The 14,650-nt window shown below is 51.2% G+C and carries 10 protein-coding genes and 1 other RNA gene; 5 read left to right on the forward strand and 6 right to left on the reverse strand.

Going from position 1 to position 14,650, the window contains the following annotated elements; translation table 11 throughout:
- Window positions 1–265: 265 nt before the first annotated feature.
- The gene (gene lpxD, locus Mal48_RS17555) at window positions 266–1,351 is read left to right on the forward strand and encodes a UDP-3-O-(3-hydroxymyristoyl)glucosamine N-acyltransferase (RefSeq protein ID WP_145202565.1); all 1,086 of its coding nucleotides are present in this window, start codon (window positions 266–268) and stop codon (window positions 1,349–1,351) included.
- Between the two features lie 161 nt (window positions 1,352–1,512).
- On the forward strand, window positions 1,513–2,415 hold the full coding sequence (locus Mal48_RS17560) for an LpxI family protein (RefSeq protein WP_145202568.1): 903 nt from the start codon (window positions 1,513–1,515) through the stop codon (window positions 2,413–2,415).
- Window positions 2,416–2,529: 114 nt separating this feature from the next.
- On the opposite strand, the gene rnpB is transcribed toward Mal48_RS17560, so the two are convergent.
- An RNA gene (gene rnpB / locus Mal48_RS17565) (RNase P RNA component class A) lies at window positions 2,530–3,114 on the reverse strand.
- Window positions 3,115–3,307: 193 nt separating this feature from the next.
- Between rnpB and Mal48_RS17570 the strand changes: the two genes are divergently transcribed.
- Window positions 3,308–4,249: a sugar phosphate isomerase/epimerase family protein gene (locus tag Mal48_RS17570; RefSeq protein ID WP_145202571.1), complete on the forward strand. Its 942-nt coding sequence runs from the start codon at window positions 3,308–3,310 to the stop codon at window positions 4,247–4,249.
- 361 nt (window positions 4,250–4,610) lie between these two features.
- Here Mal48_RS17570 and Mal48_RS17575 read toward each other — a convergent pair whose 3' ends face one another.
- The 5 genes from Mal48_RS17575 to Mal48_RS17595 all read right to left on the reverse strand — a co-directional run bounded on the left by Mal48_RS17575 (window position 4,611) and on the right by Mal48_RS17595 (window position 11,276).
- Entirely contained in the window at window positions 4,611–6,416 is a 1,806-nt protein-coding gene (locus Mal48_RS17575; RefSeq protein WP_145202574.1) for a GTPase, read from the reverse strand.
- Window positions 6,417–6,598: 182 nt separating this feature from the next.
- The gene (locus Mal48_RS17580) at window positions 6,599–8,026 is read right to left on the reverse strand and encodes a phytoene desaturase family protein (protein WP_145202577.1); all 1,428 of its coding nucleotides are present in this window, start codon (window positions 8,024–8,026) and stop codon (window positions 6,599–6,601) included.
- 288 nt (window positions 8,027–8,314) lie between these two features.
- Window positions 8,315–9,151 (reverse strand): M15 family metallopeptidase, encoded by an 837-nt coding sequence (locus Mal48_RS17585; RefSeq protein WP_145202581.1) that lies wholly within the window; start codon window positions 9,149–9,151, stop codon window positions 8,315–8,317.
- A gap of 180 nt (window positions 9,152–9,331) precedes the next feature.
- A complete protein-coding gene (locus tag Mal48_RS17590) occupies window positions 9,332–10,657 on the reverse strand; it encodes a replication-associated recombination protein A (RefSeq protein ID WP_145202584.1) in 1,326 nt (441 codons plus the stop codon).
- Window positions 10,658–10,703: 46 nt separating this feature from the next.
- The gene (locus Mal48_RS17595; RefSeq protein WP_145202587.1) at window positions 10,704–11,276 is read right to left on the reverse strand and encodes an exonuclease domain-containing protein; all 573 of its coding nucleotides are present in this window, start codon (window positions 11,274–11,276) and stop codon (window positions 10,704–10,706) included.
- Window positions 11,277–11,606: 330 nt separating this feature from the next.
- Here Mal48_RS17595 and Mal48_RS17600 point away from each other — a divergent pair, with 330 nt between their 5' ends.
- The gene (locus tag Mal48_RS17600) at window positions 11,607–13,235 is read left to right on the forward strand and encodes a glycosyltransferase family 39 protein (protein WP_197441796.1); all 1,629 of its coding nucleotides are present in this window, start codon (window positions 11,607–11,609) and stop codon (window positions 13,233–13,235) included.
- A 234-nt stretch (window positions 13,236–13,469) separates the two neighbouring features.
- Window positions 13,470–14,432 (forward strand): ParB/RepB/Spo0J family partition protein, encoded by a 963-nt coding sequence (locus Mal48_RS17605; protein WP_145202592.1) that lies wholly within the window; start codon window positions 13,470–13,472, stop codon window positions 14,430–14,432.
- Window positions 14,433–14,650: the final 218 nt, after the last annotated feature.

Below are 14,650 nucleotides of genomic sequence, written 5' to 3' on the forward strand. Positions count from 1 at the left end.
ACCACTCATGCCCACGAGACAGTTCGCGTACATCTTTTCAAATGGATGAAGCTTCGAGCGGGGGGAGTTGCCTCTGCTCGAAGTGAATCCACCAATTCGCAACAGACCATTCCGGTTTCTGCTCAAAACCCCGAGGGAGAAGCAAGGAATGCCGCTCAGCCCCTGTTTGCAAAAATTTCTCTTGCCTCAGAATGCGGATTGTCCTAGAAGTGACACGGCATGATGCCAGACCACCAAAAAAGACTGCTTGCAGGGACGCAGGACAATGCCGTTCACACTACGAGAACTCGCTGAATCACTGAACGGGAGCATTCAGGGTGACGCCGAAATGAGCGTGACTGATGTTGCAGCTCTCGAACACGCGAGCCTCACCGATCTCTCATATCTTGATTCAAAAAAACAACTTAGAGCGATCCTCAGTTCGTCTGCCGGAGCTGTTCTTACAACTCCTGATCTTGCAGAACTCGCCCGAAAGCAAGGCTCGGAGTGCAATTTCATTCTTGTCGAGGAGCCGCAGGCGGCCTTCATCGAGGCCATGCTTCGCTTCCGTCCATTGCCTGGACCCTCAACGATTGGGCTCTCTGCGAAAGCAGAAATTCATGAAACAGCCCAATTTGGTCACGGATGCCATGTCTTTCCGAATGCTTACATCGGCAAAAATGTTGTTGTGGGAAGTAACTGCGAAATTGGCCCCGGCGCGGTCATTCATGACAACTGCGTGATCGGCGACGACTGTGTCATTCACGCGAACGCTGTCCTCTACCACAACGTGACCCTCGGAGACCGGGTCATCCTACATGCCGGAGCCGTCATCGGTGCAGACGGATTTGGCTACCGGTTTGTGAATGGTGGATTCGTTAAAATCCCGCACACGGGGACTGTCATCATCGAGAACGATGTCGAGATCGGAGCTGTCACCACAGTCGATCGAGGCATGATTGGTGCAACTGTCATTGGACAAGGAACCAAGCTCGACAATCAGGTGATGATTGCCCACAACTGCCAGATCGGAAAACACAACGTCTATGCTTCGCAAGTCGGAATTGCGGGCTCATGCACTATTGGTGACTACGTACAAATGGGCGGACAGGTCGGAGTTGTCGATCATGTGAAGATTGGTTCCGGGGCGAAATTCGGAGGGAAAGCAGGCGTAGCCTGGGACATGCCTGCTGCAGGAACCTTCCACGGAACTCCTGCAATCAACGAAAAAGAAGCCATTCGAAATCATTTCAGCCTGCAGAGGCTTCCTGAACTTCGCGAACAGGTCAAAGCCCTGACGAATCAACTCGCAGAACTTCAGGAACAGTTGGCAGAACAGCAGGAACCTGTCCAATCGAAATCCGCAGCTTGATCGCTGTCACGTTATTTTTTTCCAAACGATGAATAATCGAAGAGAGACTAACAAGCCATTTGAAATCGTTGTTACACATTTAGACGACGCCTCCTTCAAAGGAACTTGTTAGCACGAAAAAGATTGTCCCGTCACTTTTCATTTAGTATTTCAGCTCAACTATGTCGGACTCGTATCGAGAACGAATCCTTTCGATCCCTCCTCGCCCAGGAGACCGGGTTGGTCTTCTGGCTGGCTGGGGGCGATTCCCCATTGTCTTTGCCAAAACAGCGAAAGAGCAAGGGTTCTCGGTGCAATGTATTGGCATCGAGGGAATGGCTTCTGACGAGTTGGCGGACGTTTGCGATCACTATCGGACTGCCCCGTTGGCGCGGATTGGTCGAGCGGTTCGGTACTTCCAAAAACGACGTGTCACCCAAGCTGTGATGGCGGGCAAGGTCGAAAAGAAAGTCCTTTTTGATCCTTTCCGATTATGGCGTCTCTGGCCTGACTGGAGAACCGCCGTCATGTGGGTGCGACACACTGCAAACAAAAAAGACGATACCATCCTTCTCGCAGTGATTCGCGAGTTTGAGCAGGACGGGATTCACTTCCGCTCCGCCTTAGAGTTTTGCCCGGAGATTCTCGTGAAACACGGATTCCTCACCAAGAAACACCCTTCAGCCGCACAGTGGAAAGATATTCATTTCGGCTGGGAAATGGCCAAGAAAATGGGTGAACTGGATATCGGCCAGTCAATCGTCGTCAACGACACAGCCGTGATCGCAGTCGAAGCTATCGAAGGGACCGACCTGTGCATCCGCAGAGCAGGCACGCTCTGTCGCCGTGGCGGAATGACCGTCGTCAAGGTCGCGAAACCAAACCAGGACATGCGATTTGATGTCCCGACCATTGGACTTCAAACGTTACAAACCATGCGAGAATCCGGCGCCCGCGTTCTGGCAATCGAATCCGGGATGACCATCATTCTCGACGAACCCGAAGTCCTGAAACTCGCAGACAAACTGGGAATCGCCATCGTTTCAATCAAAGCCGAAGAACTAAAACTCCGAGCCGTCGCTTAGAGCAGTTCGTAGCTGTGAAGATCTGCCTCACATCTACATTGAACTCATATTGAACTCATAGCCTGTTCGTCGCAGTCACAGTCCCGCAAGACAACGCGAATTGTCACTTAAAAAATCCAGAGTGGGCCTGTAAGCCGGGTTCTGTCGGGAGTGATCATTTCTCTGGGGTGCTGATTGCTCAAGCACCTCGACGCGACCGACCCGGACGTCTAACGCAGCGAACAGCTACGTGTGCATCACGTTGCCGCAACACACTTCGCCCTGCTTGGTCTTGCTCCCGGTGGGGTTTACCATGCCAGGACTGTCACCAGCCCTGCGGTGCGCTCTTACCGCACCGTTTCACCCTTACCTGTTGCGGCAGGAGTTAGGATTTGGGATTCAGTGCTCTGTTGAGCCTGGAATGTCTTGCGGTTCGAGCAACCTGGTATCTCTTGTGTTCTCAACACTTGTCGTCCTCGTGAAGATCAGACGCACGACTTCACTTCCTTGAGTTCATCGACAACTCGACCGAGACCTATTCCGACACCCTAAATCCTGAATCCTAACTCCTGACCGCTCATCGGCGGTTTACTTTCTGTTGCACTTTCCCGGTCCTCGCGGACGGTGGGCGTTACCCACCACCGTGTTCTACGGAGCCCGGACTTTCCTCTGCTCTCTTCGCGCTCGCGCGAAAACAACAGCGATCACTCAGCCCACTCTGGAAAGAGAAGTATGCCAATTCGCGATCCAATTGCATAGAGCAGCATTCGACGCGGAAGACTCGTCCCCCTCAGCCAGAAACTACTTCAGAGTCTCCTACAGAACTGGCGACACATATGCCTTGCTGGTGGTCAAGACCTGATGGTGATAACGTTTTATGTTGAACTTTTCCTCTGCAAATTGAGATCGAGTTATGCAAACGGCACTTTACGGATCGATTGGCTGGAAGCATCCATTTGGAATTTTTCAGGTTCTGGAGTGGGCAAAAGAATACGGTTGGGACTCAGTCGATGCGCGAGGGATGACCATCGATATCCCGGGCGGTCCGAAGAAACAGCTCACCGCGTTTGGCTACGACATGCTTGGCCCGCGACAAATTCGGCCAACCGCGCGAGAGCAACTTCGAAGTCGCTGCGAGGAACTTGGCATCCCGATCATCTGCTTGTACGTTCCAAGTCCGGTGAACCTGAGAGGAAAGCTTGGAGAGGACTGCCGCAGACTCTTCAAAGAGTTTGTACAACTGGCTGCCGACGTTGGAATCGAGTGGGTCCGCGCGATCAACAACACGACTGAAAGCTACAACAACGAGCCGTTCACGGAAGAAGAAGCGTTTGCTCGAACGGTCGATGGACTCAAAGAAGTCGGCAAGTTTGCAGCGGACCTTGGAGTCGGAATTCTCATTGAAAACAACGAGAACACCACGACATCCTGTGCTGCCGAACTTCTGACCATGAAAAGCGAAGTGGTTGACGCCTGCCGAATGGGGATTGCTTATGATGGAACGAACGCCTACTTCCAGGGGCTTAAGGAAATGGAAGAACTGAAAAAGCTCGCTGGAGCAATAGATGTCCTTCACTTAAAGAATGTGAAGCGGCACGACGATCCAACCTTTTCATATCTTCCTCGCGGAGACTTCAGCTACGAGTGGACGTCACTCGAACAGGGAGATGTTCGGTGGGACAAGTTCCTGAAGCAAGCGGTCGCCGATGGCTTCGATGGCCCGCTGACATTTGAGTACGTTAACCCATTCAAAGGAATGCCGGCGGACTACTGGAATATCCTTCGTGAACCAGAGAAGGCGGCGGCTGAAGAAATTGCGTATATCAAAAAAGTGCTGAATGAAATCGCTGAATAAACACCTCGTCACAATCCGCAATCTTCCAGGCCACTGCAGGTCAAGGTCCAGTGATGAAGGGACAACTACGAATCTTCATCTTCAAACTCCTTCACTTGGTGTCGAACTCGATGGTTCTGGACCAATGCTCGGGCGGCGCGGCCTGTTGTTCACTGATGAACTGCTAAAAAAATCGCTGGGCTGTCGGGCGATTTAAAGCCACCGGTTCGAGTGAGTACAAGTTCATTGGAGATGCCATCCCGATCGGAATCACGTTTCCTGATCGACGAGGGACAGCCATTCTGGACGGGATTTGAATTGATAAAAGCAGACATCCCAGAGGTTTTCGGACTGATTCCACTCAAGGTCTAAACGTGCGGAACTAAGGAACGTTGGCGTTATTTTTCGCTCCGAAGTGGGGAGACGTGGCGATTTCATCTCTTAATTGAGAGACCTCAGTCTGTAGTTGCCTCGCGTCATTTGCCCAACGACGAGTCTGCAAAATCGATTGTTCCAACTGCGGAAACAATCCTTTCTCAAGGTTTCGATTGACAAGATTGTTGACGAGCGTTTCGACTGAACCACGCAGCCCGCGTCGCAAACGGCGTGTCAACAGGATGACGAGAAGCCCCGACCAGAGAATCAAGAACAGCCCGGCGGGAATGTAAAAATCACTCGATAGAAGTGGTTGATGAAGAATGAAGGACTCGTAGAAAAAATTCGCGCCAACACGATACAGCACAAAAAGTATGTAGGCGACAAACAAAAATTCGTACCAGCATCGCACGTAGAACTTGGAATTTTTTCTCGCTAGCTCTTCGATCGATTCGTCGATCTTTTGACCGGCATCGACAACAAACTGACTCTCAACAGCCGCCGCCTCTTTACGAAGTTGATCGAGCGATTGATCGCTCATGACTGAAGAATCAAACCCTGCCTGAGAGACATGACCGTCAATCACAATTTCCGCTTCGCGCAAGTGCGACTCATCGAGACCGAACTGACTCACTCGCTGAAGAGTTTCTTCGGATCGCTGCTCACTGCGAAAATGATCCAGCCAGCGTTTCCCCTGAATCGTTCCCAGCAGCGCCAACTGTGCGGTGCTGCGGGCACGAAAAAACGTGAGCGATGCCAGAAGCCCACCGATACCACTATAAAATCTTAAGCATGCCGAGAACGGGCTGAGCCCCCAATGGTCCGTGACCGCGGAAAGTAATCGGCGTTCCCACAACCCGTGGCTGGCCAGCAGTTCTTTTTTAAGCTGCTGTGCCATTTTTTGACTGAGTTGCTCCCGCTGCTGGTTCAGTGCTGCGTCCAGAGTTTTTAAGTCGTCCTCTTTTCTGGAAATGATCTCCAGACAACGAGCCAAGCCGGATTGCAGCAAGTCCACAATATTTGCTCGACGAATGCGCAGACGTTCGGATGCCCCTAATTTCGACGTCAGCAAATCTATCAACCGACCAAAATCCCCGGTCGGATGCTGAGCCTGTTGCCGTTCTTCAAAGGCTTTCAGGGAGTCGACAAAAAAGAGATCGGGAACCTGGTATTGGTCGACGAGTGTGGATCTCCAGTCGGCTCGAATATCTTCATCGAGATCAGCATGAGTTTGCACGAAGATCATTCGGCAACCGGACGCAGCTGCCAGCAGTTCATCTGAAACACGAGCTGACCGATACTTTTGTTGTGTCGAGACAACGAGCAACACATCGCAATAAGGAAGTAATTTCCGCAACCGATCCAGATTCGTTCCGGCCTCGCTATTCTCGTTGGTATCGGGATCTGGACAATCGAGGATCACGAGGTCCCGCAGGACATCGGCCTCTGACTGGACGACATCAATATCGTCGAGTGGCAGATTGAGAAGTTTCAAATCGGTATCGAAATGAACGATCAGCTTTGGCTTGCGAGTTGTCGGCCGCTCACGACCGGAACTCGAAACCTCTTCACCGACGAGTGCATTCACCAGCGAACTTTTGCCTGTTCCGGTCCCACCGAAGGTTGCGACGACAATCGGAGCTTCATAACGAAACTGCAACGTCTCAACCCGGCTGAGAATCCGCGTGATCAATGACTGGCAACGGAGTGCTGGCTCCCATTGGAGCGGGACAGAACTCCACGTTGTCACGCGATGACGAAGCCGGTCCAGCGTGGAAAGCAGTTCAAGTTGCTGAAGGTCGTCATCTTTCATTCGTCGATGTCAGAAAAGTGTGGTCCGCTGGGATTCCGTTATCAAAAATTCGTCGACTGGGGCATTCTTATCTTCATTCAAAGTTCTATTTTCATTGAACGAAAACTTATGAAGTCAGGATCAAAAAAAGCCCTGTTCGCTGCCCCAGTTGACCAAACAGTTCGCTAAGTGAGTTAAGCTGATCAAACAGTCGCAGACGATGGAGTGAGATACTTGTCGAGTTCATTGGCAACGATCACTCCGTAATTGACGGCACCCAGCCACCCAGACATGATGATGCCAACAGACCCTGCGTGGAACAGACCGTTGATATGCTCAGGCAACGCTTGCGAGACTTTCAGTCCTTCGAATTTCGTCCCGAAACTCGCTCCTTGAGCATGACGTGTGTAATGTTCAAAAGTGCGCGGAGTCGAAGCTTCGATCCAATCCAGTTTTTCCCGAATGTCAGGGACATACTGTTCGAGGCAATCGAGGGTTCCTTCGCACAGTTTTTCTTTTTCGTGCTGGTATTCTTCTTCGGTCAGTTTCGCCCAGTCGCTGTAGTTGGCGTTCGTCGAGGAGACCACTAACCAGCGGTCCGATCCTGGTCGAGTTTGTGGATAGTAAAACGAGAACGTCCGACTGCTCACATTCATCGAGAGCATCGCATTGATGTCGAAGCCATCATGCTCGGAATGGAACAGCAAGTCCCCGCAATCGTCGAATCCTTCGCCCGGCTTCAGTCCGATGTAAACCTGACAACTACTGTTGTTCAACCGGACTGCTTTTGTTTCTTCCAGATAGTCTTTGTCAAAATGCTCTTCGTCGACCAATTTGAGAATCGTGGTTTTGAGGTTGGCGTTGGACATCACTGCCCCACACTCGATGCGTTTTCCATTCACATGGACCGCTTTAACTTGTCGGTCCGGGCTGACTTCGATTTTCTCCACGAGCGAACGAATTCGTATGTCGACACCGTTGGCGATGAGTTCTTCTCTCATTTTACTAATGAGCGCGTCGGTCCCTCCCTGAAACGTGAAGACCCCTTTGCTCATGAAATTACTGAAGACGATTCCGTACGTAATAGCCGGGTCTTCCAACGTCGATCCGTTTGCGTAAGCAATCGGTTCCATGAGCATGCGAACGACGTCGCTGCGCCCCGGGAAGAATTTCTCGAAGAGTTCCCCGGTTGTCATCTGTTGATCATCAAAGAAATTCATCTTTCGAGACGCGGAGAAAAAGGCGTCGACGGTCTCGAAAGGAATGTTGAACTGTTCGGTGATGAGCCGTGTGAAGTCTTTTCGATCAAACGTCGTGCGTAGTGAAAACTGTGGATTCTCGAACCGAATTCCTTTGAGCTGAACAATGCTCTCAGCGATTTCCTGTGTCCAATACTTCCGGCAACTTTTGATCATTCCGACAGGGAATCCGTGCAGAGAAATATCGAAGATATGCCCCCCGCGACGCTTAAACCAAGTCGCCATGCCTCCCAATTGATAGTGATGTTCGAGGAGCAAAACAGAGTACCCCTGCTTGGCCAAAACATTCGCACTGGTCAGGCCAGCAAGTCCCGAACCGATCACGATGACGTCGTAACGATCTTTTGTCTCTTTAAGAAAATCTTTTGCCATTGGGAGTTCAGATATCAATAGTTCTTAATTTGTGCGGACTTCCATGCAACATCATTGACAATTTCACTTCGAACATCCAGTTCGACAACGTCTGCATTTCCACGTTTTTCTCGTTCGCACACCAAGATTCACCCTTTTAAGCCTCACTCACCCAGTCTCACACGAGATCACAAGGGCACACGTCCCAGCCAGAGCAGCGAGCAAAGAAACAGTCCCACCCTCCTCAACAAGACCGATTCATAAGGCTAAGTCCATACAGAACGACGAAAATTCGCCGTCGCCGGACTTCTACAACCGTTTCATTGCAGCAGCGATTTCAATTTCGATTTGTTCGAGAGGATTGAGTGGGTCCATCGGATTGTCCATCGGCTGGACTTCGTTGGTCTCCCGGTTCCAATCGACTGGACCGTAGCGAGCGGGCTCAGGCTTCTTGTTCAGAATGTGATCTCCGGCATCCCCTTTGTTGAAGTGCCAGAACTCGTACGGGAAGTGCATGAAGCCTTTTGATTCCATGATCTCCGTGATTGCGAGACGATTTTGAAGTTCGTCTTCGGTAATGAACGGAGACCGCATCGGCGTTTTTTCGCTCACTTCTAAATACGGTCCTCCACGCCAGACTTCGCTGCCGTCGTCTCTGCGAAAGACAGAGATATCAATCGCTGAACCAGACATGTGCGTGCCGATTTTCGGAATGTTCGCAACCAGCACAATCGCTCGGCGAAAGACAAATTCTACCGGCGGCATCTCCCCGCCATTTTCCCAGATGCACTTCTGTAACACCAAATCGAAGACCGCCGGTTTGCGGACGAGTGTCCGCTGCATCTCCCTGGACCGAAACCCGTCTTCAACCTTCAGAATCCAGCCACGGTCATTCATCACCCGACCGATCGCAATCACATCGTCCACGAGGCTTTCGCGAATAAAAAAGACGCGATCGAGGTCACCTGCAATTTTCGATTCCGAAAATTGCATCTCCACTCCCGCAGCATCGGCGGCGTCTGGAATCGATGCGAATCCTTCTCCACATTCTTCGACAGGAAAGGTGAGTAATTCTTCGACCATTCCATAGCCAAGTTCCAACTGCTCGGTCCAATAGGCCCGTGCTGAATCATCAAGTTGAGACATATTTATCGTGACCTTTGCTGACGTTGTTTTGGCTTGTCGAGTTGGAACTTCCAACAAGTGCTGTTTCTACGCTATCAAGTTCAGTTTCTATTACTGTGACACTAACGGACAGTTTGAGTGTCCGACTCAAGCAGGTTCAACTTTCTGAAACGTTGAACGCTGAACATTGAACGTTGCTTGTTATGCGTCACCGCTTGCGTTTCGCCTTTGACGTAATTCGTCTAATCGTTTTTTGATCTCTGCTTCATAACCACGATCGACCGGTTCGTAGTATGTTTTTTCAACTCCCAGATAGTCTTGGTCAACCCAGCCATCTCCACTGTTGTGAGCATATTGATACCCTTCGCCATGCCCGAGGTCTTTGGCCCCTTGGTAATGAGCATCTTTCAAATGCGTGGGGACGGGGACGATACGATTGTTTTCAATATCGCCAATCGCAGCATCGACCGCTTTGTATGACGCGTTCGACTTCGGAGCCGAGGCAAGATACGTCACCGCTTGCGACAAAATAATTCGACACTCCGGCATCCCGACTCGCTCGGTCGCCTCCGCAGCTGAGTTCGCTATGACCAAAGCTTGTGGATCGGCATTTCCGATATCTTCCGAAGCAGAAATCACGATCCGGCGGGCGATGAATCTGGGATCTTCTCCAGCAACCAACATCCGTGCCAACCAATAGATTGCGGCATCGGGATCACTTCCACGAATACTCTTAATAAACGCGCTAGCGACATCGTAATGCTGATCTCCTTTGGCATCGTACAGGACAGCCTTCTTCTGAATCGATTCCTGCGCGACCTGCAAGTTGAAGACCTTATTATTCTCATCGAGCGAGAGCACTCCGATTTCGAATGCCGTCAACGCACGCCGGGCATCTCCATCACAAATTTCAGCGAGAAACTCAATCGCTTCGTCGGTCGCCTTCGCCCCTGTTTCCCCAAGCCCGCGTTCTTTATCTTCCAGTGCGCGCCGCAGAAGTTGAGCAATGTCCTCTTCGTCAATCGTCTTGAATTCAAACACCTGGCTCCGACTAATCAGCGCTGAAGCCAACGAGAAGAATGGGTTTGCCGTCGTCGCTGCAATGAGATTCACAACACCGGCTTCCACATCTGGCAATAACACATCCTGTTGCGTCTTGTTGAAGTGATGAAGTTCGTCGACAAAAAGAATCGTGCGGCCATCTCCCCGGGAAAGTCGATCACGCGCAGCTTCCAGCTCGGTCCGGAGTTCCTTCACTCCGACACTGGCAGCATTGAGAACAGCAAAGTGACACTGAGTCTGAAGCGCGATCACCTGCCCCAGCGATGTCTTTCCGGTTCCGGGGGGACCGTAGAAAATCATCGACCCCAATCGGTCCGCCTGCAACATTCGCTGCAAAAGCATTCCCTTCCCCAGAAAGTGCCGTTGTCCAACGAACTCTTCCAGCGATCGTGGCCGCATCCGCGCAGCGAGCGGCTGAGCCTTTGTTCGAGCTTGTTTTTCCTGTTGATCGAAGAGACCGGGCATTGCAACTGAGACTAAAGTTAAAAGACAAAGGGCAGTGAGTTCGTAGTCAGAGGAGTTTAGAGTTGCTTGGCCTCTCTTGCCAATCTGCCAGCATATTACAAAACAACGCTCCCTGTTCGATGGCGTCGTCGAGGGCTTTGTGGGTGTGAGGATGCCTGTCAAACCAATGGCGGGGCATGTTTCGCTTCGTTGACTCCCGGTAGCCTTTACCCATCAGAGACATGGCGAACGTTTTCATATCGAGTGCGGAATGCGAAAACGGACTTCGACCAACAAATTGAATGAGATACCAATAGACGAACAGAAAGTCGAAGCCAGCTGGATACGCCACAAAGACCGGCTTCCCTTCGAGTCCCTCGACCCAATCAACATATTGCTGCATCCCCACCTCCGGAGATTGCGTGTCGACGCGAGTGTACTGATACGCTTTTTTGTACCGGCTCCAGAATTCCATTGTCTCCGGGTGTCCGGTCGCTCCGGGAAGGGTCTCGAAGTTGATCTCAATCGTTGAAACCAACGTTTTATCAGGTAAATAAGCTGCCGCCCCAAGGCTCAACATCGAATGCGGCCCCGGAATGGGGCCATCCGCCTCGATGTCAGTGCTGATGTATATTTCCATAATGAACTACTGTGAAATGAACGGCGAAATGAACTGTGTGATTAAGAGAACAGGAGCTTGAATGAAATCAGCTTCGTAGAACGAATTCGTATCGTTATTATTCTATACTATCAGAGCTTTCACTTCGCGAAGTCCCCCTGTCTGGACTGTATCCAGCCTTGAAACAGAGGAACCAAAACGTATCTGTGACATCCGATACTTTTCCACTGAGTTCATTTTTTTCTCTGAAAGTCCCCGATCATTCCTGATTCTCCACCTTCTACTAAACAGCAAACAACAGGGCAGCCAAAATTCACCCAGTCTCCGGGATGGATTCTCGGTGGGCTGATTGTGATTGCGTTTGCGTTGCGGGCGTCGGCTCCTGATCACTTGTCGATCGAGCATTTTGATGAAGGGGTTTATGCCTCGAACTATTTCTCCAGCCATTTGGATTTCCGTTACCCCGATCGACACCTCTACGCACCACCATTATTCCCCGCGATTCTAGAATGGGCTCTCATTTTCTCCGGTGGAAATCCACAGGCAGTGATGTTCGTCAATGTCATTTTGGGGACGGCACTGGTCGCTGCCATCTGGTGGTTGACGAAACTGATCGCCGGTGATGCCGCAGCCATCGCAGCTGCATCTTTAGCAACGTTCAGCGATTTTCTAATTCAATACAGCCGAGCCGCGTTGACTGACACTCCAGTTTGCCTGTTCATGGTCTTAGCGGTCGGGTGTGGGTTGCTGGCATTGAGAGATCGGCACACGCTGGCGATTCTTGGTGCAGCCTTGTTCACGGCGGCAGCGTGGTGGACGAAGTACAACGGCTGGCTGCCGTTGGCAATACTTGGTGCGGGACTGGCCGGTTCAGTTGTGTTTGATCGCCCCAAAACGTCCGAATGGATGCCTCGCGCCGGAACATTTCTGGTGATCGCCCTCGGTGCGTTTCTATTCTGGTTGCCATGTTTGTGGAGCCTCCAAGAGTACGGTGGATACTCGGCAGTCGCACAGAATCATGCAGGTTATATCGTTGGATTCGGCGGCTGGTGGGATTCCTGGACGAGACACTTCAGCGTGCAGAGTTTTAACTCCAAGCTGTTAATTGTTGGTGGAGTTTGTGCCATCCTTTTGTTCCAAAGGACTCGCAATGCAAATCCTATGCAATGGTCGAACCGCTTTTGGGTTGTCCTGTTCAGCTCTGTCATAATCCTGGGACTGGGGCAACCGATTCTGTTCGCTCTTCTCCTCGCTGGATATGGCCTGTTCGCTGGGCTTCGAAAACAGATGGAAGTTGACCGATTGGGCTTTTGGCTGATCGCTGCGTGGATCGGCGGCCTTCTCCTGACGACTCCACTCTACCGACCTTACCCACGACTTTTCATGCCGTTATGGATTGGCTTAATCATCGCCTCTGCTCTCGGTTTGCAAGCTCTGCTAAGTCACAACGAGAACGCTGCCGTCGTTGCGAATAAGAAACGACTGGGCCTCAGAAGTGGCATTCTCGGACTCTGTTTAATCTTCCTCTTCCGCTCAGGAATTGGTGAGTCGACATTCGAGGATCGCACTCAACTGGCGAGCATCTCAAAGTCAATTGTCGCAGAGATCCAACACTTCGTCGGAACCACAAAACAGACTGATGACATCGACGCGATTATTTATGTGATTGGTGAACCGGGGCTCTACTACCATTTAGCCAGCGACGATGGCGATCGGTTCAATTTCATCACCCAACCGGGTTCGAATCTGGTGATGCTTACGCCGATACCGAACGCGCCCAAAATCCCCACTTTTCTTGTTCTGGGACCACATGCTCCGGATGAGCAACAAGAGCTCAAAGCGGAAACGGATCGAGCAACGTTGATTGAAGAGTTCCCCTACCAAGCGAGCGACCTGGTGCTCCTGGACGACTTCCCTCCTTCAGAACTTGAGAAAAATCGGGAACAAAAAATTCAATTATGGAAGCTGATTGAAGACTGACTGACAAGCCCTTTAAGCGATAGACAGCACTCAGTCTCCCTGCCTATCGCAGCTTACCACGATGAATTGAAATCCCACTCCATCTGTGCAGGAATCCGAGCCGGTCTTCAGGTTCGGGCGTCAACATGCCGAATGAGTAATGTCGAAGGTTTCGAAAGGTTTGAAACTTTTCACCACACATGGCAGCTCGGATGCTGCTCACTCGAAATGATGCTGTACGGAGACAGACTGGCTATGTCAGAAGATCAACAAGTCGCTGCAAATCGTCGTCTTGGTCGAGGCCTCAGCGCGCTGCTTGGAAGCAATGCTCCCGCTTCAGTCGAAAAGGATGCGGAAGCCAAAGAGATCGGCGAACTCAGCTATCTCCCCATCAATCAAATCATTCGCAATCCGTTTCAGCCGCGGAAGCAATTCGAGCAGGAATCCCTCGGCGAGTTAGCTGCCAGTATCAAAGAACATGGCGTCATTCAGCCAGTCATCGTCCGCGAATTCGAGGGATCATATCAGCTCATCGCGGGTGAACGTCGTTGGCAAGCGGCACAGAAAGCTGGCTTAACAACACTCCCGTGCCGGGTCGTCGATGTGATCGACAAGACCGCATGTGAATACGCTCTTGAGGAAAACCTCAAACGCAAAGACCTCAACGATCTGGAGAAGGCACAAGCCTTCCGGGACTACCTTGACCAGTTCAGCTGCAGCATTGAAGAGTTGGCTAAACAGCTCAGCATGAGCCGTTCGGCAGTCAGCAACATGCTCCGATTGCTCGAACTGCCTGACCCAGTGAAAAACGCCCTTCACTCAGAACGCATTAGCGCCGGTCATGCTCGAGCACTTCTGGCGTTGGGAGAAGCTGACCAGCTTGCTCTCTGTGGCCGCATCCAGTCGGAAAAACTCTCCGTGAGAAAAACGGAAGCTGCTGTCAAAGAACTGCTGACAGAGAACAAAGAAGATGCCGCTCCTGCCGATGCCACAAAAGAAGCAGAGACCGCAGACGATGCAGAGACGATCCCAATTTCTCAAGCAGAAAACGACCGGACCAATCACGTCAGCTCGCTGGAAGCTCAACTCCGTGACCTGCTTGGCGTGAAAGTCGATATCAAACTCAAAGGCAAAGAGACAGGACAGATCCTGATTCCGTTTTCATCAAACGTTGAATTTGAACGCATCCTGAAACTGGTCCGACGCGCCGCTGCATAAATACGTCATCTGACAACTCTCAGGATATCGCACTGAGTGCAACTGCTTTCTGTCGTTGACGAATTGCCAATAGCGCATCGGTTCACTCCACAATTGAAAGCTGCCTCAAAATCTATCAAGGCCCCAACAAGACAGAGCCTTTGTCGCTCTGTCTTGTTGCGAGTGTCTTGCAGTTCGTGAAGCCATGCAGGCTCACCGGCGCTCCCATTGGGCATCGC

Source organism: Thalassoglobus polymorphus (assembly GCF_007744255.1).
Classification (GTDB): Bacteria; Planctomycetota; Planctomycetia; order Planctomycetales; family Planctomycetaceae; genus Thalassoglobus; species Thalassoglobus polymorphus.

What these genes read in the sequence shown, in the direction of transcription:
- Mal48_RS17575 (WP_145202574.1), bottom strand. Translation starts at nt 6,416, where the DNA reads ATGAAAGATGACGACCTTCAGCAACTTGAACTGCTTTCCACGCTGGAC.
- Mal48_RS17595 (WP_145202587.1), bottom strand. Translation starts at nt 11,276, where the DNA reads ATGGAAATATACATCAGCACTGACATCGAGGCGGATGGCCCCATTCCG.
- Mal48_RS17580 (WP_145202577.1), bottom strand. Translation starts at nt 8,026, where the DNA reads ATGGCAAAAGATTTTCTTAAAGAGACAAAAGATCGTTACGACGTCATC.
- Mal48_RS17585 (WP_145202581.1), bottom strand. Translation starts at nt 9,151, where the DNA reads ATGTCTCAACTTGATGATTCAGCACGGGCCTATTGGACCGAGCAGTTG.
- lpxD (WP_145202565.1), top strand. Translation starts at nt 266, where the DNA reads ATGCCGTTCACACTACGAGAACTCGCTGAATCACTGAACGGGAGCATT.
- Mal48_RS17570 (WP_145202571.1), top strand. Translation starts at nt 3,308, where the DNA reads ATGCAAACGGCACTTTACGGATCGATTGGCTGGAAGCATCCATTTGGA.
- Mal48_RS17560 (WP_145202568.1), top strand. Translation starts at nt 1,513, where the DNA reads ATGTCGGACTCGTATCGAGAACGAATCCTTTCGATCCCTCCTCGCCCA.
- Mal48_RS17590 (WP_145202584.1), bottom strand. Translation starts at nt 10,657, where the DNA reads ATGCCCGGTCTCTTCGATCAACAGGAAAAACAAGCTCGAACAAAGGCT.
- Mal48_RS17605 (WP_145202592.1), top strand. Translation starts at nt 13,470, where the DNA reads ATGTCAGAAGATCAACAAGTCGCTGCAAATCGTCGTCTTGGTCGAGGC.